The organism is Rheinheimera texasensis, from assembly GCF_964031785.1.
Lineage (GTDB): Bacteria > Pseudomonadota > Gammaproteobacteria > Enterobacterales > Alteromonadaceae > Pararheinheimera > Pararheinheimera texasensis_A.
Map to the genome: position 1 here is coordinate 74,157 of NZ_CAXIRE010000017.1, position 23,007 is coordinate 97,163.

Sequence of the window (23,007 nt, forward strand, 5' to 3'; positions counted from 1 at the left end):
TTTGCAGGTTCGCTATGAGCAATATCCTTTTAGAATTTACCGGTTTACCTCCTTTTAGTCAGATCACGCCCGATGCGGTCAAACCGGCAGTGGAACAAGCCTTAGAGCGCTGCCGCGTTGCGGTGGAGCAGGCTGTCGCCACCCGACCGGTCAGCTGGCAGAGCTTGTGTGCCACTGAAGAAAGTGCCGACCACTTAAGCCGGCTCTGGTCGCCGGTGTCGCATTTAAATTCGGTGTTGTCGTCAGCAGAACTACGCGACGCTTATGAAAGTTGCCTGCCGCTGTTATCCGATTACAGCACCTGGGTTGGCCAGCATGAAGGCCTGTATCAGGCTTATCAGGAACTGGCACAAAGTAGTGAATTCGCCACACTGACGCCGGCACAGCAAAAAGTGATTCAGAACGCGCTGCGCGATTTTAAATTGTCCGGCATCGGTTTGCCGGAAGCGAAAAAACAACGTTACGGCGAAATTCAGAGCCGCAGCTCAGATTTAGCGTCAACCTTCTCCAATCATTGTCTGGACGCCACCCAGGCCTGGTTTAAGCAGGTGACGGACGCCGCTGAATTAACCGGTTTGCCGGAAGACGCGTTATTGGCGGCACAAGAAGCCGCACAGGCCCGTGAGGTTGACGGTTATGTGTTTACGCTGGAATTCCCCAGTTATATCGCGGTGATGACCTATGCCGACAACGCGGCGCTGCGCCAGGAAATGTACAGTGCTTATTGCACCCGCGCTTCGGATCAGGGCCCAACCGCCGGTCAGTTTGATAATAGCCCGCTGATTGAAGAAACGCTGGCGCTGCGGCATGAACTGGCGCAATTACTCGATTTTAACAATGCGGCGGAAGAGTCACTCGCCACTAAAATGGCGGAAAACCCGCAGCAAGTGCTGGATTTCCTAGAAGATTTGGCCCGTCGCGCCAAACCGCAGGCGCAGCAGGATTTAGCCGAGCTGACGGCTTTTGCCAAAGCCGAGTATGGCGTCGGCCAGCTGAATGCATGGGATGTCACTTATTACGCTGAAAAACTGAAAATGGCGAAATATGCCATCAATGACGAATTGCTGCGACCCTATTTCCCGCAGCCAAAAGTGCTGGCCGGTTTGTTTACGGTACTGAACAAACTGTTTGGCGTTACTGTCACAGAGCGCGCTGGCGTCGACGTCTGGCATCCGGATGTGCAGTTCTTTGATATTCATGATGAAAACGGCGCACTGCGCGGTAGTTTTTACCTCGATTTATACGCGCGGGCGAAAAAACGCGGTGGGGCCTGGATGGACGACTGTCAGGGCCGCCGTCATCGCGCCGACGGCAGCCTGCAGCATCCGGTGGCGTACCTGACCTGCAATTTCAACAAACCGGTCGGTGGCAAACCGGCGCTGTTTACTCACGACGAAGTGGTGACTTTGTTCCATGAGTTTGGCCATGGTCTGCATCATATGCTGACGCAGGTTGACGCCAGTGCTGTTGCCGGCATTAACGGTGTGCCTTGGGATGCAGTCGAGCTGCCGAGCCAGTTTATGGAAAACTGGTGCTGGTCGCCGGAAGCTCTGGCGATTATTTCCGGTCATTATGAAAGCGGCGAACCGCTGCCACAGGCGCTGTTAGATAAAATGCTGGCGGCGAAGAATTTCCAGAGTGCGATGTTTTTAGTCCGTCAGCTCGAATTTGCGCTGTTTGATTTCCGTTTACATGCGGAATACGACCCGGCACAAGGTGGTCGGGTGCAGCAGCTGCTGGACGATGTGCGTAGCCAGGTGTCGGTGATAGTGCCGCCACGTTTTAACCGCTTCCAGCATAGCTTCAGCCATATTTTTGCCGGCGGTTATGGTGCCGGTTATTACAGCTATCTGTGGGCCGAAGTGTTGTCGGCCGATGCGTTCAGCCGCTTTGAAGAAGAAGGTATTTTTAACGCCGCCACCGGCCGTGATTTCCTGCATTGCATTCTGGAACGCGGCGGCAGCGCTGAACCTATGGAACTGTTTAAAGCGTTTCGTGGCCGTGAACCGTCCAATGCCGCGTTATTACGGCATATGGGGATTGCGGCGTGAGGTCGCGCCCGACATTGTGCGCCGCGGCCTGGCTGAGCAGCGGGCTGTGGCTTGCTGGCTGTAGCCCGGCACCAAACACGGGCGCTGCGGCGCCTGCTACTTCGAAGGAGCCTGTGATGGCGCAACTCCCTCCACAAGAAATTCCACCACAACAAACGCCACCACAAGCAACGCCGGTCTCGGTCCCAGCCGCATCGGCCAGCCACGCCGCTGAATCTGCGGCATTATTTGCTGAGATTAAAGCCATGGTCGGCACAGCCGCGGCGAGCGAGCCGGCGCAGTGCAAAAAAGTTGGCTTTGGTCATAAACCTTGCGGCGGGCCTGAGTCATATCTGATTTATTCCACGCAAGGGCTGGATGAAACCCAGTTGCTGCAAAAAGTGTCGCGTTATAACCAGCTGATGCAGGCCGAACAACAACGGCTGGGTCTGGTATCGGACTGCGCTGTAGTACCGGAACCCGGTGTGGCCTTAGTCGGTGGTTTTTGTGTCGCCAGCGGCACTGGCGAGACATTCTGACGGACCGGTGCAAAACCTGACAGGAAAACAGTCTGATGGTCGAACAATTCAACAGTATTTATCAACGTGCTGCCGAGCGTAAAGGCGGCACAGCGGCGCTGGAAGCCTTATTAGGGCAGCCGCTCAGTCCGGCACAATTACAGCGTTACAGCAATGCCGACTGGCTCAGTGCCTTTAGCAAAAAAGTATTCCAGAGTGGTTTTGTCTGGCGCGTCGTCGAGCAAAAATGGCCAGGTTTTCGCGAAGTGTTTTTTGACTTTGCGCCGGAAAAGATCCTGTTGCTGTCGGATGAGATGCTGGCCGAAAAAGCCGCAGATCCACGCATTATCCGCAACGCCGGCAAAGTGCTCAGTATTCAGGCCAATGCGCTGATGATCCATGAACTGGAGCAGGAACATGGCTCATTTGCCGGGTTGATTGCGCAGTGGCCGGATGAACGCATCATCGAGTTATGGGCGCTGTTGAAAAAACGCGGCGCCAGGCTTGGTGGCAATACCGGCGCTTATAGCCTGCGGGCTATGGGCAAAGATACGTTTTTACTGAGTCAGGATGTGGAAGCTTATCTGCGCGCTTATCAGGTGATTGACGGTGGCCTCAGTAGCCAGAGCAGTCTGAAGAAAATTCAGGCGCAGTTTAACGACTGGCAGCAACAATCCGGCCGGCCTTTACAGCAAATCAGCCAGATTGTGTCGATGAGTGTCGGCGACAACCGCGTCGGTTTTAGCCGGGCGCAGGCGGACTGATGCAGACCCGGACGACATTATTTCGCGCCGGACTGGAAGGCCCGCTGCAAGCAGAACTCGCGACCTTGCTGGCGCCTTTTGCGCTGGTGGAGTCTGAAGAGCCGCAGGGCTGGTTTCTGACACTGCAGGATGGCGCTTTGGTGCTACGCAATGCCGAATTGCCAAAACAAGGCGATATTCTGGTCGATTTTGCCAGCGGCGCCTCGACCTACCGGCGCAAATTCGGCGGTGGTAAAGGTGAGGGCATTGCCAAAGCGGTCGGGCTTGGTAAAAAGCCGCAGCTGCGGGTGATTGATGCCACAGCCGGCCTTGGCCGCGACGCTTTTGTGCTTGCGAGTTTAGGTGCGCACGTCACGCTGGTGGAACGCAATCCTGCCGTGGCGGCGTTATTGGCAGACGGCTTGCGCCGGGCGGCGCTGGACGCGCAAACCGCCGACTGGTTGCCAGCGCGGATGCAGTTGGTGCATTTGAGTGCGTTACAGGCGCTGAGCACCTTACCACCGGCCGATGTGGTGTTTCTCGACCCGATGTTCCCGCCACGGGAGAAATCGGCACTGGTGAAAAAAGAAATGCGGGCTTTTCATGACGTGGTAGGCGCCGACGAAGACGCTGATGGGTTATTGGCACCGGCGCTGGCGCTGGCGACGCACCGGGTGGTGGTCAAAAGGCCGGGTTATGCCGGCTTTCTCGCCGCGCAAAAGCCAACCATGAGTATTGAAGGCAAAAACAACAGATTTGATGTGTATGTCAACGCCGGCTTTTGATGTCGGCCCGGAGCTTAAATGAGTGACAATCGTATAACTGTTGGTCAGGCCTTACCGGCCGCCAACTTTCAGCGCCTGACCGACAATGGTCTGGTGACTTTAACCACAGCGCAGCTGTTTGCCGGTGAAACCGTCGCTTTGTTTGCCCTGCCTGGCGCATTCACCCCAACCTGCAGTGCGGCGCATTTGCCTGGTTTTATCGCGTTGACTGAGCAATTTTTTCAGGCCGGGGTCGACCGGATCTTCTGCACTGCCGTCAATGATGCATATGTGCTGGACGCCTGGGGCAAACAACAACAGGCCGGGGATGTGCAGTTTATCGCTGACGGAGCTGGTAAATTCGCCAGCGCTATTGGCATGGCCACCGACAGCGGTGATTTTGGCGGCATCCGTTCATTGCGTTACAGCATGCTGGTCGTCGATGGCGTGGTGCAGTTACTGAATCTGGATGCGCCGAAAACGTTTGACGTCAGCAGTGCTGAAGTGCTGTTAGAGCAAATCCGCCAACGCACAAATTAGCTTTAAAACGGGATCTGCCGCGATTAAGCCTGTGATCCCGTTCCCTTTTACGCCGGCGCCCACTGTAGCTATACTCGAAGTTTTTACAGCTCCAGTCGGGGAAATATTCAGTGCCGTTGTTACCCGCCATGCCCGCATTATCCTGGTTTAACCAACACCGGTTGCTGACCATGACTTTGGTCTGCCTCTTTCATCTGGCGCTGAGCTGGCTCGGCTTGCAGGTGCCGTTTTTTAATGAACATATCAGCCTGATTTGGCCGGCCACCGGTTTTACCATCGCGGTGATCTGGCGGCTGGGTTACACCTACAGCATCGCGATTGCCGCGAGCGTCATTATTCTTACGTTGTTCCAGGGCTTGCCGCTGGCCAGCAGTATTGCGCTGGGTCTTGGTAATGCCTTGGGGCCCGCACTTGCAGTGCGGTGTTTTGCTGCGAAAAAACTGCGTTATCAGCTGGATAACGCCCGCGACCTGATTTGGTTTTTGCTGTTATCGGTTGGGGTTGGCACACTCATCACCTCGGTCAATGGCGCCAGTCAGCTGTGGATCAGTGGTTACGTCAGCGATGCGCTGTGGTTTTCCACCATGCTGGCCTGGTGGTTTGGTGACAGTTTTGGCGTGCTGGTGTTTGGTATTCCGCTGCTGTGTTTCCAGCGTAGCCAGTGGCATTTGGTCGCTGGCTGGCGCTTCTGGACCGTGCTCGGCTGTTCTGTGCTCATTGCCTTGTTGGTGTTCTGGTTGCCGGATGTGGCCGACTGGTCCCCGACTTTGTTGTTTGTGCCGCTGCTGATGTTGTTATGGACAGTGCTGCGCCAGGGGCTGTGGGCGGCGTCGGTCAATGTTGCGGTGATCACCAGCCTCGCCGTGATTGGCACTATTCAGGGCCGTGGGATTTTTGCTGATCCGGAGCCAATGCAGGCTTTGTTCAGCATTAGTAGTTATATCCTGGTGATGAGCCTGTTCAGTTATTTACTGGCGTTTTTACAGCAATCCGGCGCCCGCACCCGCGACCATATCAACAGCGCATTACAGGGTTCTGGCCTTGGCATCTGGCAGCTGGATTTGCAGCAGGATTCTGTGCAGTTTTTTGGTCAGGCTGAAATGATGCTGGGCTATCAGAGCGCTGAGCTGGGCAGAAACTTCGCCAGCTGGACTGATTTGCTCCATCCCGACGACGCTCTGGCCGCCCGCACTGCACTGGTGCGGCATCTAAAAGGCGAAGACCCGCTGTATCAGGTCGAATTCCGCTTAAAACATAAACTGGGGCATTGGGTCTGGGTATTGAGTCAGGGCCGGGTGATTGAGCGGGACGCGCAGGGCCGGGCCAGCCGGATGGTTGGCAGCAATGCCGATATCAGCGCACTGAAACAGGCCGATTTGGCGGTCAGTCAGCTGAAGGATTTTTATGCAACTGTGCTGAGTAAAGTCGTCACCGGCGTTTGGGTCGGTGATGTACGGCATCAGCTGATTTACGTCAATCTGGGGTTAAGCCGGCTGATGTCGATGACCGAAGCAGAGCTGCTGGAAAAAAATATCCTGACGGATTTTCCGGAACAAACGCTGCAGCATTTCCGGCCCTTTTATTACCGGGCCATGCATGGTCTGACGCCGGTGCGGTTTGAAGCTCTACCCATTCAGACGCCGGGCGGCCGGCAATTGTTTTTAAGTGGCTGGCTGGTGCCGCTGCTAAAAGATGGCCGCTTTGACGGCATGATCGGTACTGTCGACGACATGACCCAGCATCGCCAGTACGAACAACAAATTCTGCAACTGGCCTTTGTCGACCAGCTCACGGGCCTGCCAAACCGGGCGGCTTTGCAGGACAAAGCCAGAGAAATGCTGGCCAGCGCTTTACAACAGCAGCAACAGCTGGCGGTTTATCACATCGATTTGGACCACTTCCAGCATATCAACGATTCGATGGGGCACGACACCGGCGATGCCTTGCTGAAACAAGTGGCTGACCGGCTGAAAATGCTGGCGACAGCACAGGACCTGCTGGGCCGGCCCGGTGGCGATGAATTTATTCTGATAAGACCAAGCCGTACCGAACACGATGTGCTGCAAACGGCGCATCAGCTGATTTTATTGATGGCCGAGGCCTTTGCCGTCGACGAACGGATGCTGCAGGTCAGCCCCAGTATTGGTATCGCTTTGTTTCCACAACATGGCCTCAGTTTTGCCGAGCTGCAGCGGATGGCTGATATCGCCTTATATGCCGCCAAAGCCTCAGGCCGGAACAGGTACAGCCTGTACAACCCGCAGATGTCCGAGTCGCTGCAAGACCGGCTGCAACTGGAGCACGGCATGCGTAGTGGTTTGTATGCCGGTCAGTTCAGCCTGCATTATCAGCCGGTGCAATCATTGGCAGATGAGCAAATCATCAGCGTGGAAGCCCTGCTGCGCTGGCAACATCCGCAGTTGGGTTTTGTCAGTCCGGCGCGGTTTATTCCGCTGGCTGAGCATTCTGGTTTTATCGTGGAACTGGGTGAGTGGGTGTTACAACAGGCGTTAAAACAGCTGGCACGCTGGCGGCAACAAGGCCTGAATTTACGCGTCGCGGTGAACATTTCCACAGTCCAGCTGCGTCATCCGGATTTTATGCGTCAGCTGCAGCAGGCGCTGACGCAACATGGGGTACCGCCGGCCTTGCTCGAACTGGAGCTGACTGAATCTGTATTGGCCGATCAGGTCGAACAAAGCCGGTTGCTGCTGCAACAGATCCGTGGCCTTGGTGTGACGCTGGCGCTGGATGATTTTGGCACCGGCTATTCCAGTCTGGCTTATTTAAAAAGCTTCCCGCTGGATAAACTGAAAATCGACCGCTCTTTTGTGCGGGATTTGCTGACCGATCCGGATGACCGCGCCATCGTGCATTCGGTGGTAGTGCTCGGCCACAGCCTGGGTTTGCGCGTCGTCGCTGAAGGCGTGGAGCTGGCCGGTCAGCTGCATCAGCTGCGTCAGCTTGATGTCGATGATGTGCAGGGTTATTTATTGAGTAAACCGCTGCCGGCAGAAGATCTGGAAAACTGGCTGCGCCGGGTGCATAGCCTCGGGTTGCCGCATACCCAGCCCGACCCGCAGTGAATGCTGCCGGTCATGGCTCTAACGCCCAAGGTATAGTTATGTAAAGCTGCTGCGGCGCCGGGCACCCTTTTCGCTAAAATAAGTCATAGCAGGCAGTTTTCTGCAAAATTGGGTGGCGATGTGGCGCAATTATTGTTAATCGATGACGACAAAGAACTGACGACGATGCTGGCGACCTACCTGCAACGGGAAGGTTTTCGCGTCGCAGTGGCGAATGATGGCCTGACCGGCCTGCAAATGGCACTGGCTCAGCAATACGACTTACTGGTGCTGGATGTGATGATGCCGCAGTTAGATGGTATCTCGCTACTGAAACGTTTACGTCAGGTCAGCGACAAACCGGTACTGATGCTGACGGCGCGTGGTGATGATATCGACCGGGTGGTTGGTCTTGAACTCGGCGCCGACGATTATGTGCCCAAACCTTGTTTGCCACGCGAGCTGGTCGCCCGCATCCGCGCTATTTTACGCCGTGTCCAGTTGCAACAGCAGCCGGATTTACAACTGCACGAAGGCCCGTTATTGCTGACGCCGGCCAATCGCAGTGCATCGGTTTACGGCCGGGCGCTGGAACTGACCGGTGCCGAATTCAGCCTGCTGTGGCTGTTGGTCAGCCAGGCTGGCCGCATTGTCAGCAAAGCGGATTTGTCAGCACAGGGCCTTGGCAAAACGCTGTCGCAGTATGACCGCAGTATCGACGTGCATATTTCCAACATCCGCGCCAAACTTGGGCCGCGGCCAGATCAACAACCCTGGATCGAAGCCGTGCGCGGCAAAGGTTACCAGTGGCTCAAATACAGTGCATAAGTACGGTTTATAAGGTGTAACTCCGATGGGGCAGTTGTTCTGGAAATTCCTGCTGGCGTTCTGGCTGGCGCTCATCCTGGCTTTTGGTGCTGTGTTTACACTGAACCAGCTGAGTCAGTCGCCGGAGCAAAACCGGGCACTACTGAGTCCGCAAGGCCGGTTTTTTCTGCAAAATGCCCAGCAGCTGATTGATGCCGGTGGTGTGCCGTTATTGCGCACTTTAGTGCAAAACTGGCAAGACGACCCGATGGCGCGGGAGCAACTGCTGGTGCTGGATGCGACCGGCGCTGATTTGCTTGGCCGCGAAGTGCCGGCCGATATCGGGCAAAATCCAAGGACCAAACATCTGGTGGTGCAAGCCGCCGGTCAGCCGTTGCAGCTGGTGCTGGTGAACAAAGACAATTTCTGGCAGCAACGCGCTTTTGCGATAAAGGAACGCCTGAATCCGCGTGACGCCGGTCCGCGCGAACGGGGCGGCCCGCCGCCGCTGCCGCCGTTCTGGTTTCATCCGTTATTCCTGCTGATGGCAGTGATTGTCACCAGTATCGCGGCAAGTCTTGGCCTCGCCTGGTATTTTGCTGCACCGGTGCGGCAGCTCAAAACGGCGCTCAGTGAATTGCCGCAGCGGCAATGGCAGACCCAGCTCAGCAGTGAAATGACCGGCCGGCGTGATGAATTTGGTGCGCTGGCGCGCAGTTTTAATCAGATGGCGCAGCAGGTGTATCAGGCCATCGTCTCGCAGCGCCGGCTGCTGCATGATGTGTCGCATGAACTGCGCTCACCGCTGGCGCGCCTGCAGTTGCTGACCGGTCTGGTGCGGCAACAACCGGCAGATTTGGACGCAGCGCTGGATAAAGTCGAAGCGGAAGCGGCACGGCTCGACCAGCTGGTTGGTGAGATCCTGACGTTTTCGCGGTTAGAAAGCGGTGAAGTCCAGCCGCGGCTCGAAGCAGTGCCGGTGCATGAATTGCTGGATTCGATTTGCGCCGATGCCACGCTCGAGGCAGAGAACCGGCAGCAACTGCTGGTGCTGGTGCAGAATCCACGTGCCGTGGTGCAGGCCGACGCCGAACTGTTGTACCGCGCACTGGAAAACGTGGTACGTAATGCGATTAAATACGCCGGTAGTGGTGCATTTATCCGGGTTGACAGCCAGTGCCTTGGCGCTGAATTAGTGGTGCAGATCAGCGATAACGGCCCCGGTGTCGCGCCTGAATTATTACCACTGTTGTTTAACCCGTTTTTCCGCGCGGATAAAAGCAATGACGGCGTCGGGCTTGGTTTGAGTATTGCCTTACGTGCGGTTCATACCTGCGGCGGCCAGATCCGGGCAGAAAATTTGTGGCTGCCGGACGGCTCTGCAGCGGCCGGATTATTGGTGGAGATCCGCTTACCTTGTCACTGCGGCAACGATTTGCCGTCCTAATGCTACGCCGGCATGCACTGTCGCCGGCAGTGCATCACAGCATGGCTATTTTGCGGCTAAACGCCTGATTTTGGCTGGATTTCGGCCGCTGCCAGTCATAGTTGCTGCTTTAACTTTACCTTCGCCTGACAGATCTCAACGCCTTCCGGCTGCACTATTGCAGGACCTGACGGCGGACACTGGGTCCGTCGTGACGAAGGAGCAATAAGATGCAAATACAAAGTCAGAGCCTGTGGGCCAACCGGCCGCAGCAACAGCCGCCAAAGCTGAGTCAGGAACAAATCAAAGCCGACGCCGGAGCCGTGTTTCAAAAACTCGATACACAGCAAAAAGGCTATCTGGAACAGGCCGATTTCAGTGCGGCGTTAAGCCAGTTACAGCAGTCGGCTGACGATGGTCAAAGTGCCGAATGGTTTAGTCAGCTCGATGCCGATCAGGATGGCAAGTTAACCAGCGATGAGTTCAGTACTTCAGTCTCCGAGCAGTTGTATAACGCACAGGGCAAATTTGGCATGCCGGGCAGCGCGTCACAAGGGATGCCACAGGGCATGCCACCGATGGGGCCGCCACCGGGTGAAGATGAAGGTAAAACTGTTGATGAGTTGACCGCGATGGTGGAAGAGCTCAGCAGCACCGACAGTAAAGCCGCTGCCGGACTGAAAGCGATCATTGACCAGTTTGACAGCGCGGATGCCAACAAAGATGGCAAAGTGACGATGCAGGAAGCGCAGGCGCTGCAACAGCAAAGCCAAACATCGACGGATAGCACCACCACGGCAAGTACTGAAGACAGCAGTCAGCTGCGCTTACAACAAACCCTGATGCAGCTGATGAAAACTTATGGTGCAACAGCCAGTCAGTCGGCGGATAACCAAAGCTTATCCTTCAGCGTCTGAGCACAGGCAGCAACAATCTATGTAAATACGATGTTTGATTGTTGCTGTAAATTTCTGAATTGTGGAGTTTTTTTCTGCAGTCACACCTGAAATGGCTGAAATTGCCGCGTTCTGACTTGCCAATCGCCTGAAAGGGCCAATACTTTGCACAAAGCATTGCTGAAATGCTTCGGTTTGATCCCTGAATGGATTTTGACAAGAGGTTGTTATGCAGAAGAAATTTTTGACCGCCGCAGTCGTTTTATCTGTCGCTGCTTTTACCGCACCACTGACCCAGGCGCAGGAACAATGGGGTGTGTCGTTGTGTGAATACACTAAAGCTGACGATAAAAACCGTATCCGTAAACTGTTGTCAGATAACAAACTGAATTTACGGAAAATCTATGATGCCGTGCAATGTAACAAAGAGTCGCTGATCAAATTTGCCATGCGCAGCGATGCTTACGAAGTGGGTTCATTCTTCGTCAAACAGATGCCAGCCAAGTCATTACAGGCAGAAGATCTGGAAAACTGGGCCAATGCCAATGGCATGGGACAGTCTCCACTGATTAACGATATCAAAGCGCGGATTGGTGCTGACTAAGCCACAGATTCACTATTTACAATAAAAACGCCGGCTGATGCCGGCGTTGTTTTGTCTGCCAGGTCAGCCAGCTTAATAACCGGCGGCTTGCCCATCTTTGCGTGATTCAGAGGCTCCAAAATACACGCCGCGCACCGGGTCTTTTTTGATCGCCTGATAACCACCGTAACCGCCAAAACCGTAGCGGATGTCATGGCCTTTTTGCATCAGCTGCTGCACGGTTTGCCATGGAATACCCCGTTCTACTTCGGTGTAACCGCCGTTTTGCAGATACATATCAGCGTTGTCGGTTGGTTCAGTGTTCCCCAGATGCTGCCAGCGCGCGGCATCACCGGCTTCCTGCAGATTCATGCCGTAATCAAGCATATTGACGACGATCTGCACATGGCCTTGTGGCTGCATGGCACCGCCCATCACACCAAAGCTCATGTACGGCTGGTTATCTTTAGTGATAAATGCCGGAATAATGGTCTGGAATGGCCGTTTACCGGGTGCATAAGCGTTTTGATGTTTCGGATCAAGCGAGAACATCTGACCGCGATCCTGGAAACCAAAGCCTAAACCCGGCACCACGACACCCGAACCCATGCCACGATAATTACTCTGAATTAACGACACCATATTGCCGTCTTTGTCGGCTGTGGTCAGGTAAATGGTATCGCCGGTGTACAGATGCGGGTTGCCGGCATCCACGCGTTGCGCCGCTTTGGGCCCAATCAGTTTGGCGCGCTCCTTGCCATAAGCTTCGGAGATCAGTTCTTTCACCGGCACTTTGGCAAAATCCATATCGGCGTAGAATTTGGCTCTGTCTTCAAACGCCAGTTTTTTCGCTTCGATTAAGGTATGCAGGCTTTCCGGACTGTTAAAACCCATGCTTTTCAGGTCGAAGTTTTTCAGAATTTGCAGCATTTGCAGCGCAGCAATGCCCTGACCATTCGGCGGCAGTTCCCACACATCATAACCGCGATAGTTCACCGAGACCGGTTCAACCCAGGTCGAGCTGTGGCTGGCGAAATCTTCATAACGCAGATAACCGCCTTCTTTTTGCATAAAAGCATCGATTTTTTTCGCGATGTCGCCTTGATAAAAGGCGTCGCGGCCGCCGCTGGCCAGCTGTTTATAAGTGTTGGCGAGTGCCGGGTTTTTGAAAATGTCGCCGGTTTGTGGGCCTTTGCCATTGATGGTGAAAGTGCCTTTAAAATCGCCGGGTTGGCTGGATAATTTCGGCACTGAGGCGTTCCAGTAGTAGGAAATAAGCTCAGTCACCGGAAAGCCGTTTTCGGCATAGCTGATGGCCGGCGCCAGCACTTTTTTCATCGGCAGTTTGCCGAATTTGTCATGCAGGCTGAACCAGCCATCGACTGCGCCCGGCACGCTGATTGGTAACATCCCCAGCGGCGGGATGTCAGTGCGACCGAGTTTTTTCACTTCAGCCTGCAGCTGTTCCAGCGTCAGGCCTTTCGGCGAGCGGCCGGACGCGTTCAGGCCATAGAGTTTTTTATCTTTCGCTGACCAGACGATGGCGTACAAATCGCCGCCGATGCCGCAGCCGGTGGGTTCCATCAGGCCCAAAGCCGCATTGGCGGCAATGGCGGCGTCGATGGCATTACCGCCTTGTTTCATCACATCCAGCGCAATTTGCGTCGCCAATGGCTGACTGGTCGCCGCCATGGCTTGCGTGGCGATGACTTCGGAGCGGCTGGCAAATTCCTGGCCTGTGACCCGGTCATAAGCCTGACTGGAGGCCGCCGGTAACAACAGCAACGGGATCAACACAGATAAAGGGGTTAAACGCATCGACTTGTACTCCGTGAGCAGGGCTGAAGTTAGTTTAGTGAATCTGAAACTACTGCGAAGCCGGGCTGATTACCAGACCACCGCGACCAAAGCCCCGGCGTCGGAGACAGGCCGCAGCAAGGTGCATTGGTCATTCTGCCGGCAACTGGCATTATGAAGTACAACATTTTTAGCCGTCGTCCGAAGGAACTGATTTTAATGAAAAAGCTGCGCCGCCCTGATTTTCGTGTTGCCACACTGAGTCTGACTCTTGTTGGCCTGACCGCTTGTCAGTCAACCGTCACGCCGCTCGACCCGCTGATCGGCGATACCGGCCAGCCGCTGTCCACTGTGGCGCAGGCCGCCGATGTTAAAAGCTATGATTTAACTTTGGAGATTGACCCGGCGACACAAAGCATCAGTGGTGTCGGCCGTGCTGGTTTTGTTCTGCTGGCGCCAAGCGCGCAAGTGGAACTGAAACTCGACAGCCGCTTCGTTATCGAAAAAATTGAAGTCGGTGGTAAAACCGCCACTTATCAGCGCAACGGTGGGGTGCTGAGCATCGACTTAAGCGGCCAGCAAGCGGCTGGCAGCGCGGTGGATGTGGCAGTGTTTTATGCTGGCAAGCCGCATGTGGCGAAAAACGCGCCTTGGGCTGGTGGTACTGTCTGGGCCAAGACGCCGGATGGCAAACCCTGGATAGCCACCGCAGTGCAAGGCGAAGGCTGTGATTTGTTCTGGCCCTGTAAAGACCATTTTGCCGACAAAGCCGATTCGATGCGCATCCGGCTGACCGTGCCCAATGGCCTGTCGGCTGTTACCAACGGCGTATTGCAGCAAATCACGCCGGTCGGCAAAGATAAGCAGCAGTTTGACTGGTTATTGTCGGTGCCGGCCAGCGATTACAATATTGCGCTGAATATCGGGCCTTATCAGCGGATTCAGCACAGTTATACCAGCGTCAACGGCAGCAAAGTTCCGGTGGAGTTCTGGGCTTTACCAGAAAATGCGCAGAAAGCTGAAGCTTTGTGGCAGCAGGATTTATTACAACAAGTGCAGTGGTACGAGCGGGTGCTTGGGCCTTATCCCTGGGGTGACCAGAAACTGGGTTTTGTTGAAACGCCGCACCTTGGTATGGAACATCAGACCGTCAACGCTTATGGTAAAGGCTACAAACGCGACGACAACGGCTACGACTGGCTGGCGCAGCATGAACTGGCGCACGAATGGTTTGGCAATTTAGTCACGCATAAAACGCTGAACCACGCCTGGATCCACGAAGGTTTTGGCCTGTATATGCAGCCGGCTTATGCCAAAGATAAACTCGGCATCGCCGCTTACCATTATCAGCTGTATAAATCTTATCTGGGGCTGGTGAACTGCGATCCTGTGGTGCGTACCGGTACAGTTACTTCGGATCAGGCTTTTAATTCAGATATTTACGGTAAAGGTGGTTGGACGCTGCACACTTTACGTTATCTGATTGGCGATGCGGTGTTCTGGCAGGCCACCCGCGAGCTGCTGTACGGCACGGCCGACACGGCATCTATCCCATATCCGATCACGCCAAAATACCGCACCACCGAAGACTTTATTGTCATCGTGAACCGCTTGACCGGCAAAGATTATCAGTGGCTGTTTGATGTGTATCTGTATCAGGCGGCCTTGCCTGAACTGATTGACAGCACTGCGGGGAATGTCCGCACCCTGAGCTGGAAAGTACCGGCGAATAAGCCATTCCCGATGCCGGTACCGGTGCTGCTGAATGGTCAGCCGACCGTGCTGGATTTCAGCAAAGGCCCGGTGCTGCTGAAAGCGTCTGATCAGCTGCAAATCGACCCGGAAATGCAAATTCTGCGGCAATTACCGTTGATTGGTTTGTGTGAAGAGAACCAGTTGAAGGTGAAGAATAAACGCAAAGACTAGGTCTTCATCAGGAACAAAAAGACGGCTGTGGCCGTCTTTTGTGTTATTGCGTCAGGATCACCAAAACGCCGCTCCAGTCCAGGCCATAGCTGGCACCTTGCAGCGGTGCGATCTCGACACCGGTATAAATGGCTAAAAACGGAATACCGGCGCCAACACATAAATCCCGCACGATTTCTGCTTCTTCGCCGTCACTGCCACTGATTGCTGACATGCGGCCACCGCAGTCAAAATACAGCGCCAGCCGGCCTTGTTGTCCGGCTGCTTTAATTTGTGCCAGTAAACGCGTGGTGTTGTCGCGGGCTGACTGCAGCATCAACGCCGGATCGCGGCGCATCAACATCACTTGCTGGCCTTTAATAAAATCTGCTTCAAATAACATCACAGCATCGTCGCCCGGCATCACGCCGGTCATCAGCCGGGTCACCAGCTGCTGTTCATCGCTGTCATCGCCAAGCGGCCGGGCCAGTGCCAGTGTGGTTACCGGTAGCGGCGTGCCGCTTGGGCTGTGTTTTAAATGCCGCCATTCTTTGCTACCCGTCAGGCGGTCGAGCAGCGGCACTATCGGTTCCTGATCCAGCTGATACAGATACTGGCCAAAGACGTCGGTCACAGTAAAACGCCGGTCGGACAAAGGCACACAGCCATGCATGATGCAGCTGGCGACCTGAAATTGCCCGGCCAGTTGCAGCGCGCTGGCACTGTGACGGCTGACACCGTCACCGCTGAATTGCCAGGTCAGATTAAAATGTGAATCGCCAATTAAACCGGCGCCAAATAACGGCAAGTGTTTTAAACGCGGATGGTGGACCCCGGAAATCATCGGGCCGGACGGCACCAGCACAGGCGGATTTTGTGCGGTGGCGGCAAAACGGATGGAGTCGAATAACACTAACAGGCAACGGCTGTCGGGTAAGCTGGGGAGTTGGCCGGCCAGTACTTCGCCGGATAAATGCGGGTCACGGTAAATGTCCTGACTGGTCGCCAGCTGCCATTCCCAGTCGTCACCGGCCAGGATCACCACGGCGGCACAAGGGCCTTCGGTAACACATTGCTGCGCCCAGCACAGCCCCATCGCAGAACCGCCAACAACCGGCACCCAATCGCCAAGCAATTGCCGGATACCGGCATAAAAACCGTGAGCGTCTAAATCGCCACTGCAAAAAGCTAAAGCCAGCCTTGGTGTGAGCTGGGGCGGAAGGTCTTTTAACGCGGCGGTGACGGCCTGAACACCGGCCTGAAAGGCCTGTACTGCGGTACTATTCCCGATTACGACGTGCATCTGATCCCTGATGAAAAACTAAATCGCCCCTCATTGTACCGAGTTTTGTTTAGAAATCAGCCTGATTTTTCAGATTTGGGCGTTGAAAAGGTACTGTTTGGCGTTGAAGATGGGATTGAGTGTTTATTTAAATCGTCACTTTGTGTCAGTTGCGGAGTTTGATGAACCGTAGGGGCCCTCTGGTCGTCACACGATTGTGGTCGCCTTCAATCCGCTCACGGATCCCAGGAGACCTACATTCAAAAACGAATGCTTAACGAAGATTGCAGCAAACGGCACGGACGACTACAACGCAGACACGCCGTGGATACAATCCCTGTAGGCTCCTCTTCGGCATCCCTGCCGCAGAGGGTCTGCTTTTGTAATCATCCGGCCGTTTTGATAGTCCATCGGTATCGTCACTTTGTGCCAAAAGCGGTCATTTGACGAACCGTAGGGGTAGGGCTTGTCCCTACCCGCAATCCGCGATATTCGGTTAGGGACAAGCCCTACCCCTACAATATAACGGAGATCTGCAATTCGCTCTTAGCAGTCTTCTCAAATTCCTACAATTCCAACATCGCCAGCCGCAAAGTGAGTGATCAGAAGTGAGCGTGGGAAGCACGAACAAGCAAGTAGCAATGCCGGCTTTGCCACCATTGAGGCCTAAGCTGTTGTACTTAAAGCACGCCGGCGCTGCGGTGGTTGTAGATGCGGATGGTCATGATAATGAGGATTGTCGCAATCAGCGCCGACACGGCGTGGTGCATGACCAGATGACCGAGCAGGAAAGCTGGTACATCCTGCCAGCCGTCAATCAGCAACATTTTGCTGAATAGCAGTGCATAAGTCGCCAGATGCAGATATAAACCGGTGCGGAAGATCTGCCGAAAGCGCTGTTGCAGCGGCTGGCTTAAACCGTTGCCAAACCAGCGCAGCGCCAGCAAAGCGGCAATACAACAAGCTAAAGTCACTAAGCCCAAACCTAATAACGAGGTTTTTGCGACCACTGCACTGGCCAGATACCAAGGTAACATCTTCAACAAGGCCTCATTTTATTCAGTGATTTGTGTAACGTCGGCCAGCGACGCCCAGACCAAATCCGCGCTTTGTAAATCATCGCTCGATAGTTCCTGACCACTTTGCACCAGAATTTTGCGGCCTACGCCGGCAGCAGCGGCCGCCTGCATATCTGCAGCTTTGTCGCCGACCATCAGGCTGAGCGCCGGGTCGATGCCGAATTCACGGATCGCCTGAGTCAACATGCCCGGATTGGGTTTGCGGCAGTCACAGTCGATATTGTACGGCACCTGGCCTTTTTCCAGATGGTGCGGGCAATAATAGACGCCGTCGATTTTAACGCCGTGCGCGGCAAATTGCTGTTTCATCCAGCTGGTCAGCACGGCGAAATCCTGCTCGTTGTAATAACCACGGGCAATGCCGGATTGGTTAGTAACGACAATCAGCAAATAACCGAGGTTTTGCAGATGGCGGCAGGCGTCAAATACACCGTCGATAAAATCAAAATGCTCGGGTTTGAAGGTGTAGCCGTGGTCGATATTAATCACGCCGTCGCGGTCGAGAAATGCGGCTTTGCGTAATGGTGTCAAAGTGCTTGTATTCATCAGAGTCCTTCCTGGCGGATCACGTTGTCCAGCATCTGCCGGACTGCTTCCACAGAGATGTTTTCCATAATATGGCTACCTTTGACCCGGATGCCCCAGGGTAATTGGGCAGCCGTTTTGCCGGTCTGCGCTTTGAGTTCGGCGTGGTAGGCGTCCACCACATACTGGCGATACAAATAAGGCCCGGTGCGGCCCGGGTTGCTGTGGCCATATAAGCCAATTACCGGCGTGCCGACAGTGACCGCCATATGCGCCGGGCCGGTATCCGGCGCCAGCACCACAGAGGCTTGCTCCAGTAGCGCCAGCAATTGTTTCAGGCTGGTTTTGCCGACCAAGTCGATGATGTCAGTTTGCGCCTGAGTTTTGATTTCCTTGGCGAGCTGCTGCTCCATCGCGGTCGGACCACCGCACAGATAGACACTGAAACCCTGCGTCGCGGCATAATCGGCAATAGCGGCATACCGCACCGGCAGCCAGTTGCGCTCGGCTTTGGAGGCGGCCGGGCAAATCACCAGATGGCGCGAAGTGGCGCTGTTGAGCTGAGCTTTGGCCCAGTTTCTGTGTTCATCGGTGATTGGCATCTGCCACTGCGGTTTGTCCTGCGGATTTTGTAAAAATGGCACACCGAGGTGGCGGGCAAAACCGGCAAAACCATCCAGCACATGCGGCTCTTGCTGCGGGGCAATGCGTTCACGCATAAACAGCGCATGCAGTTCTTTGGCGCGCGACCAGTCAAAGCCGATTTTGCGTCGCGCCGGGATAAACAAAGACGCGACATTGGCGCGCAGCGCGACCTGCATATGCAACAACACATCAAACTGCTGGCCTTTAAGCTTGTTACGTAAATCGCTGTATGCGCCAAGGCCAAGCTTTTTATCAAACACAATCAGCTCAACACCGGGCAGGTCTTGCAGTAACATGGCTTCAACTTTGCCGATGATCCAGCTGATTTTCGCTTTGGGGTAATAACGCTGAATAGCCTGCACTGCAGCGACGGCATGACAGACATCGCCAATGGCCGACAACCGCAGAATGCAGATGGAGTTCAGCGTGGCTGACGCCATGTTTTGCCCGGACATCAGCGCTTACCCTTTGATTTTTTTGATGATTGCGCTGGTTGAGCAGCCATCGACAAACTGCAGCACTTTGACTTCACCGCCGGCATCCAGCACTTCACGCGCACCGACAATAGTGTCGATAGTGTAATCGCCACCTTTGACCAGCACGTCTGGCTGCACTTTTAAAATCAGCTGCAGCGGTGTGTCCTGCTCGCTTGGGTCGTCGCCAAATGGCAGCACCCAGTCGACGGAGGCTAAGCTTGCCAGCACAGTGGCGCGCTCATCCAGCGGATTAACCGGCCGGCTTTCGCCTTTGAGGCGTTTGATCGACGCGTCTGAATTTAACCCCACCACTAAACGGTCACCCTGCGCTTTGGCCTGTGCCAGATAACGCACGTGGCCGGCATGCAGAATGTCAAAACAGCCGTTGGTAAACACGATGCGCTCACCATTTTGTTTCGCGAATTCAATATGTTGTAGTGCTTTGTCAAAAGGCGTCAGATAGACATCACCTTGCGAGAACAAATGGGAATTCAGTTTCGCCGCCAGCTCCTGTGGTGACACAGTGGCAGCACCTAATTTCGCCACGACGAGGCCTGCCGCCAGATTGGCCATCTCGACCGCCTGCGGCAACGCCATGCCAGCGCCTAACATGACGGCCAGCGTGGCAATCACAGTGTCACCGGCACCTGTGACGTCACTGACTTCCAGCACTTGCGCCGGGAAATGGTGCGTGTCACTTGCGGTAATGAGCGTCATGCCGTGTTCAGAGCGCGTCAGCAGCATGGCCGTGATACCACAACGTTCCAGCATGGCACGGGCGGATGCAAACATCGCGGCTTCTGAGCTGGTATCACCACCGGCTAAACGGAATTCTGACAGATTTGGCGTGATAATATCGGCGCCGCGATAGACAGCTAAGTCAGCTTGTTTCGGGTCTACCAGCACATATTTGCCGGCAGCTTTGGCGCTGGCAATAATGCGGCCGACTGCTGCCAGCGAGCCTTTGGCATAATCCGACACCAGCACATAATCATAATCCGGCAATAAAGCCGTGACCTGGTCAGCCAGCGCTTCGGCCTGCTGGCGGCTGAAGTTTTGTTCGATATCCAGCCGTACCACTTGCTGATGGCGCGAAATCACCCGCATTTTGGCGATAGTCGGATGCTCGTCCTGCGCCAATAATTCAGAGCGGATGCCGTCCGCCGCCAGAATTTGTTTCAGGCTGTCGCCGTTGTCATCGCGGCCAATCAGGCCAAGTAAACCCACTTTGGCATCCAGGTGGGCAATGTTACGCGCCACGTTGGCGGCGCCGCCGGCTTTATCTTCAATTTTGCTGACCCGCACCACAGGCACCGGCGCTTCCGGTGAAATGCGCTGCGTGTCGCCCTGATAATAACGGTCCAGCATCACATCGCCGACCACCAAAATGCGCGCTTGTGACAAATGATTTAAACGGCTGATATCAATCATCTTTTGCTTCTCAGTTTGCCAGCACCAGGTCCAGTGCTTCACAGAGCCAGTGACCGATAAACATATGCATTTCCTGAATGCGCGCGGTTTCGTCGTAGTTGACGATGATAGGGAGCTGGGCGATGTCTTTGACTTTGCCGCCATCGCGGCCGGTCAGCGCTACGGTAAAAGCACCCAGCTCGTTGGCTGCGGTCAGCGCCAGATTGATATTCGGGCTTTTGCCCGATGTAGTCAGGCCAATCACCACGTCGCCGGCGCGGACAATGCCACGTACCTGACGTTCAAACACAGTGTCAAAATGATAGTCGTTGGCATGCGCGGTCAGAATCGAGGTATCTGTCGTTAATGCAATTGAAGCCAGCGGGCCGCGTTCGGCTTTATAGCGCACCATAAATTCCGCTGCCAGATGCTGACTGTCGGCCGCGCTGCCGCCATTACCCATCCAGACCACTTTGCCACCGGCTTTCAGGCAGGCGACCACGGCGTCCAGCAATTGCTGGCTTTGTGCCGCATATTGTTCGGCCACGGCAAAAACTTCGCGGTGACGGGCGATGGCTGCGAGAAAACTGGCAGTTTGATTCATGCGGTTTGTCCTTTCGAAAATGCTTCAGAGCGGCCTAACAGGCGGAAAATGTCTTTGAGTACCAACTGCAGGCCTGGTTCAAACTGCTGCGCTGGTTGCAGCGGTTTGTGCATGGCTTTGTGGCATTGTGCCACGATGTCGGCTTTGGCTAAAGTCGCCGGATAGATTAAACCCGCGGCGGCGCAAGCCAGTACGCGGTCCGGCTGGTCACCGGCGACCGGCACTGCAACGATGTTTTTGCCAAGCACTATGGCCTGACCCATCATATCGCCGCCGCCACTGACAATCAGCGTCGCCTGATTTAACAAGGTCATCAGCTGCTGGTTTGGCAAAGATTTAACTACTGTGACGCTGTCGGTCGAAGGTAATTCACCGGTGAAATTGCCGCCGGCCACCAGCAGTGCCGGTTGATCCGGTGTGGCGACAGCCAGCGCAGCCTGATAAAACTCTTCAGTCGCACTGCGGCCCTGTACCTGATGGCCACCGCCACCGGCCGCCCAGACGCTGTAATTTTTGCCGGCAAACTGACTGAAGCTGGTCGGTAATTCTGCTTGAGGCGCGCTGAACACCGGGCCGGTGAAAATCGGTTCATCTTTGTTCAGCAAGCGTAATTTAAAGCGCTCCAGCGAAGTCAGATCACCGTCGACAAACTTAAACTGCACAATCCAGTGCGCATCCAGCGCGCTTAACCGGCGCAGGGCAAAACCTTTGGCGCGTTTTTTCTTGTGCTGCGAGACAAACACCACTTTGGCGCCGGCTTGTTTTGCTGCGCGCGCCTGGGAAGCCCGGCCGGAACAATCGAAAATCACCATATCGGGTTTCAGTTCGGCGAGCAACTTGTTGACGGCGGCTTTTTCTTTGGTGGCTGAATTATTCAGCAGATGGGTTTTAAACGGGCAGCTGGCCGCCGCAGGGGCATGCCGGTTCAGTACAAACTGAATATCCAGAGATGGATCTTGCTGGATTAACGCCTCAGCGATGATCAGCGAACGCATATATTCGCCGATGCCTTTGGGGCTGGAGACTGGCAAAAACACAATTCGGGGAGCGGCTGTTGTCATACTTGTCTGACCTTAGGCAAAAGTGCGGCCAGTATAACGGAAAGCCGATGCCGATGCATGGCCTCAAAACAGCAGTAAATGGCCGTCGCGTTGCACGTTGATTTGCAGTTCCTGCTGGATGCGTTGTTGCCACTGCACGGCAATTTGTTCCAGCTCGCCGCTTTGTTGCAGGGCTTTGGCGGCGTGTTGCCAGCGTTGTACCAAGCCGGCTTCAGCGTTTTTTGGCATGATCAGATACACAGTGCTGCTGCGCAGCGTCAGAGCCAGCTTAATCGGAGCCGTCTGACTGCTTTGCCTGAGCTGATAAGCCAGCTCCAGGCTGTCGCCGGCAATGGCGTCGACCCGGCCAGAATTTAACATCTGCAGATTTTGCTGATGACTGGTTACCGCCACCAGATTGGTAAATCCGCGCTGCAGCAGATAAGCCTCGCGCACGTCGCCGCGCACGACGCCTATGGCATTGAGCTTACGCAGATCGGCCAGGCTTTGTAGTTGGCGCTGGCTTTGTGCCGGCAGGTAAATTTGCCAGCGTTTTTGTAATACCGGCAGCAGCCAGTGATACAAGTTTTCGCGTTCCGCGGTGCGGGAGAAACTGAACAGCAGTACATTCGGTTCCTGCTGCGCGGTCAGCATGGCGCGACCTTCAGGGAGCAGCTCGATGGATGTGCTGTCCTTCAACTGGCGTTGCAAGGCTTTGACGATATCGACAACAAAACCATCCGTCTGACCATCCGGCAGGGCAAAACTGGCCGGTGGTTCTTCCACGGTAATAATGCGTGGCTCCAGGCTGGCCGCCTGTACCAGGCCACAGAACAGCAGTGTGCACAGTAAGCTTCCTTGCTTCATGGTGG

At 55.0% G+C, this 23,007-nt stretch carries 20 protein-coding genes; 11 read left to right on the forward strand and 9 right to left on the reverse strand.

Going from position 1 to position 23,007, the window contains the following annotated elements:
* The first annotated feature begins 14 nt into the window (after window positions 1-14).
* The 10 genes from prlC to ABNT34_RS06880 all read left to right on the forward strand — a co-directional run bounded on the left by prlC (window position 15) and on the right by ABNT34_RS06880 (window position 11,393).
* Window positions 15-2,051, forward strand: coding sequence for an oligopeptidase A (gene prlC, locus ABNT34_RS06835; protein ID WP_348730008.1), 2,037 nt, complete (start codon window positions 15-17; stop codon window positions 2,049-2,051).
* A gap of 116 nt (window positions 2,052-2,167) precedes the next feature.
* Window positions 2,168-2,569, forward strand: coding sequence for a hypothetical protein (locus ABNT34_RS06840; RefSeq protein ID WP_348730010.1), 402 nt, complete (start codon window positions 2,168-2,170; stop codon window positions 2,567-2,569).
* A 35-nt stretch (window positions 2,570-2,604) separates the two neighbouring features.
* On the forward strand, window positions 2,605-3,312 hold the full coding sequence (locus tag ABNT34_RS06845) for a DNA-3-methyladenine glycosylase I (protein WP_348730011.1): 708 nt from the start codon (window positions 2,605-2,607) through the stop codon (window positions 3,310-3,312).
* Window positions 3,312-4,076, forward strand: coding sequence for a class I SAM-dependent methyltransferase (locus ABNT34_RS06850; protein ID WP_348730013.1), 765 nt, complete (start codon window positions 3,312-3,314; stop codon window positions 4,074-4,076). The genes ABNT34_RS06845 and ABNT34_RS06850 overlap by 1 nt, the downstream gene beginning before the upstream one ends.
* Window positions 4,077-4,094: 18 nt before the next feature.
* Window positions 4,095-4,595 carry a peroxiredoxin gene (locus tag ABNT34_RS06855; RefSeq protein ID WP_348730015.1) on the forward strand — a complete coding sequence of 167 codons (501 nt, stop codon included), beginning with the start codon at window positions 4,095-4,097 and terminating at the stop codon, window positions 4,593-4,595.
* Window positions 4,596-4,705: 110 nt separating this feature from the next.
* Window positions 4,706-7,681: an EAL domain-containing protein gene (locus tag ABNT34_RS06860; RefSeq protein ID WP_348730017.1), complete on the forward strand. Its 2,976-nt coding sequence runs from the start codon at window positions 4,706-4,708 to the stop codon at window positions 7,679-7,681.
* Window positions 7,682-7,801: 120 nt separating this feature from the next.
* The gene (locus ABNT34_RS06865; protein WP_106388979.1) at window positions 7,802-8,488 is read left to right on the forward strand and encodes a response regulator; all 687 of its coding nucleotides are present in this window, start codon (window positions 7,802-7,804) and stop codon (window positions 8,486-8,488) included.
* Between the two features lie 25 nt (window positions 8,489-8,513).
* Window positions 8,514-9,914 (forward strand): ATP-binding protein, encoded by a 1,401-nt coding sequence (locus tag ABNT34_RS06870; RefSeq protein ID WP_348730019.1) that lies wholly within the window; start codon window positions 8,514-8,516, stop codon window positions 9,912-9,914.
* Between the two features lie 209 nt (window positions 9,915-10,123).
* Window positions 10,124-10,810, forward strand: a complete 687-nt coding sequence (locus ABNT34_RS06875) for an EF-hand domain-containing protein (RefSeq protein WP_348730021.1) — start codon at window positions 10,124-10,126, stop codon at window positions 10,808-10,810.
* 208 nt (window positions 10,811-11,018) lie between these two features.
* Complete coding sequence (locus ABNT34_RS06880; protein WP_031568195.1) at window positions 11,019-11,393, forward strand: DUF3718 domain-containing protein; 375 nt, start codon at window positions 11,019-11,021, stop codon at window positions 11,391-11,393.
* Between the two features lie 72 nt (window positions 11,394-11,465).
* Here the strand turns inward: ABNT34_RS06880 and ggt are convergent, their stop codons facing one another.
* Window positions 11,466-13,190, reverse strand: coding sequence for a gamma-glutamyltransferase (ggt, locus tag ABNT34_RS06885; RefSeq protein WP_348730023.1), 1,725 nt, complete (start codon window positions 13,188-13,190; stop codon window positions 11,466-11,468).
* A gap of 198 nt (window positions 13,191-13,388) precedes the next feature.
* Between ggt and ABNT34_RS06890 the strand changes: the two genes are divergently transcribed.
* Window positions 13,389-15,095: a M1 family metallopeptidase gene (locus ABNT34_RS06890; RefSeq protein ID WP_348730025.1), complete on the forward strand. Its 1,707-nt coding sequence runs from the start codon at window positions 13,389-13,391 to the stop codon at window positions 15,093-15,095.
* 43 nt (window positions 15,096-15,138) lie between these two features.
* Here the strand turns inward: ABNT34_RS06890 and ABNT34_RS06895 are convergent, their stop codons facing one another.
* The 8 genes from ABNT34_RS06895 to ABNT34_RS06930 form a co-directional block, all read right to left on the reverse strand.
* Window positions 15,139-16,377 carry an FIST N-terminal domain-containing protein gene (locus tag ABNT34_RS06895; protein ID WP_348730027.1) on the reverse strand — a complete coding sequence of 413 codons (1,239 nt, stop codon included), beginning with the start codon at window positions 16,375-16,377 and terminating at the stop codon, window positions 15,139-15,141.
* 659 nt (window positions 16,378-17,036) lie between these two features.
* The gene (locus ABNT34_RS06900; RefSeq protein WP_348730029.1) at window positions 17,037-17,399 is read right to left on the reverse strand and encodes a hypothetical protein; all 363 of its coding nucleotides are present in this window, start codon (window positions 17,397-17,399) and stop codon (window positions 17,037-17,039) included.
* A gap of 12 nt (window positions 17,400-17,411) precedes the next feature.
* A complete protein-coding gene (gene gmhB / locus ABNT34_RS06905) occupies window positions 17,412-17,981 on the reverse strand; it encodes a D-glycero-beta-D-manno-heptose 1,7-bisphosphate 7-phosphatase (protein ID WP_348730031.1) in 570 nt (189 codons plus the stop codon).
* Window positions 17,981-19,060, reverse strand: coding sequence for a glycosyltransferase family 9 protein (locus tag ABNT34_RS06910; RefSeq protein ID WP_348730033.1), 1,080 nt, complete (start codon window positions 19,058-19,060; stop codon window positions 17,981-17,983). The genes gmhB and ABNT34_RS06910 overlap by 1 nt, the downstream gene beginning before the upstream one ends.
* A gap of 6 nt (window positions 19,061-19,066) precedes the next feature.
* A complete protein-coding gene (hldE, locus tag ABNT34_RS06915; protein WP_348730035.1) occupies window positions 19,067-20,512 on the reverse strand; it encodes a bifunctional D-glycero-beta-D-manno-heptose-7-phosphate kinase/D-glycero-beta-D-manno-heptose 1-phosphate adenylyltransferase HldE in 1,446 nt (481 codons plus the stop codon).
* A 10-nt stretch (window positions 20,513-20,522) separates the two neighbouring features.
* Window positions 20,523-21,095: an SIS domain-containing protein gene (locus ABNT34_RS06920; RefSeq protein WP_348730037.1), complete on the reverse strand. Its 573-nt coding sequence runs from the start codon at window positions 21,093-21,095 to the stop codon at window positions 20,523-20,525.
* On the reverse strand, window positions 21,092-22,156 hold the full coding sequence (locus ABNT34_RS06925; RefSeq protein ID WP_348730039.1) for a hypothetical protein: 1,065 nt from the start codon (window positions 22,154-22,156) through the stop codon (window positions 21,092-21,094). Before ABNT34_RS06925 ends, ABNT34_RS06920 begins: the two co-directional genes overlap by 4 nt.
* A gap of 63 nt (window positions 22,157-22,219) precedes the next feature.
* Window positions 22,220-23,002 (reverse strand): ABC transporter substrate-binding protein, encoded by a 783-nt coding sequence (locus ABNT34_RS06930; protein ID WP_348730041.1) that lies wholly within the window; start codon window positions 23,000-23,002, stop codon window positions 22,220-22,222.
* Between the last annotated feature and the right edge of the window lie 5 nt (window positions 23,003-23,007).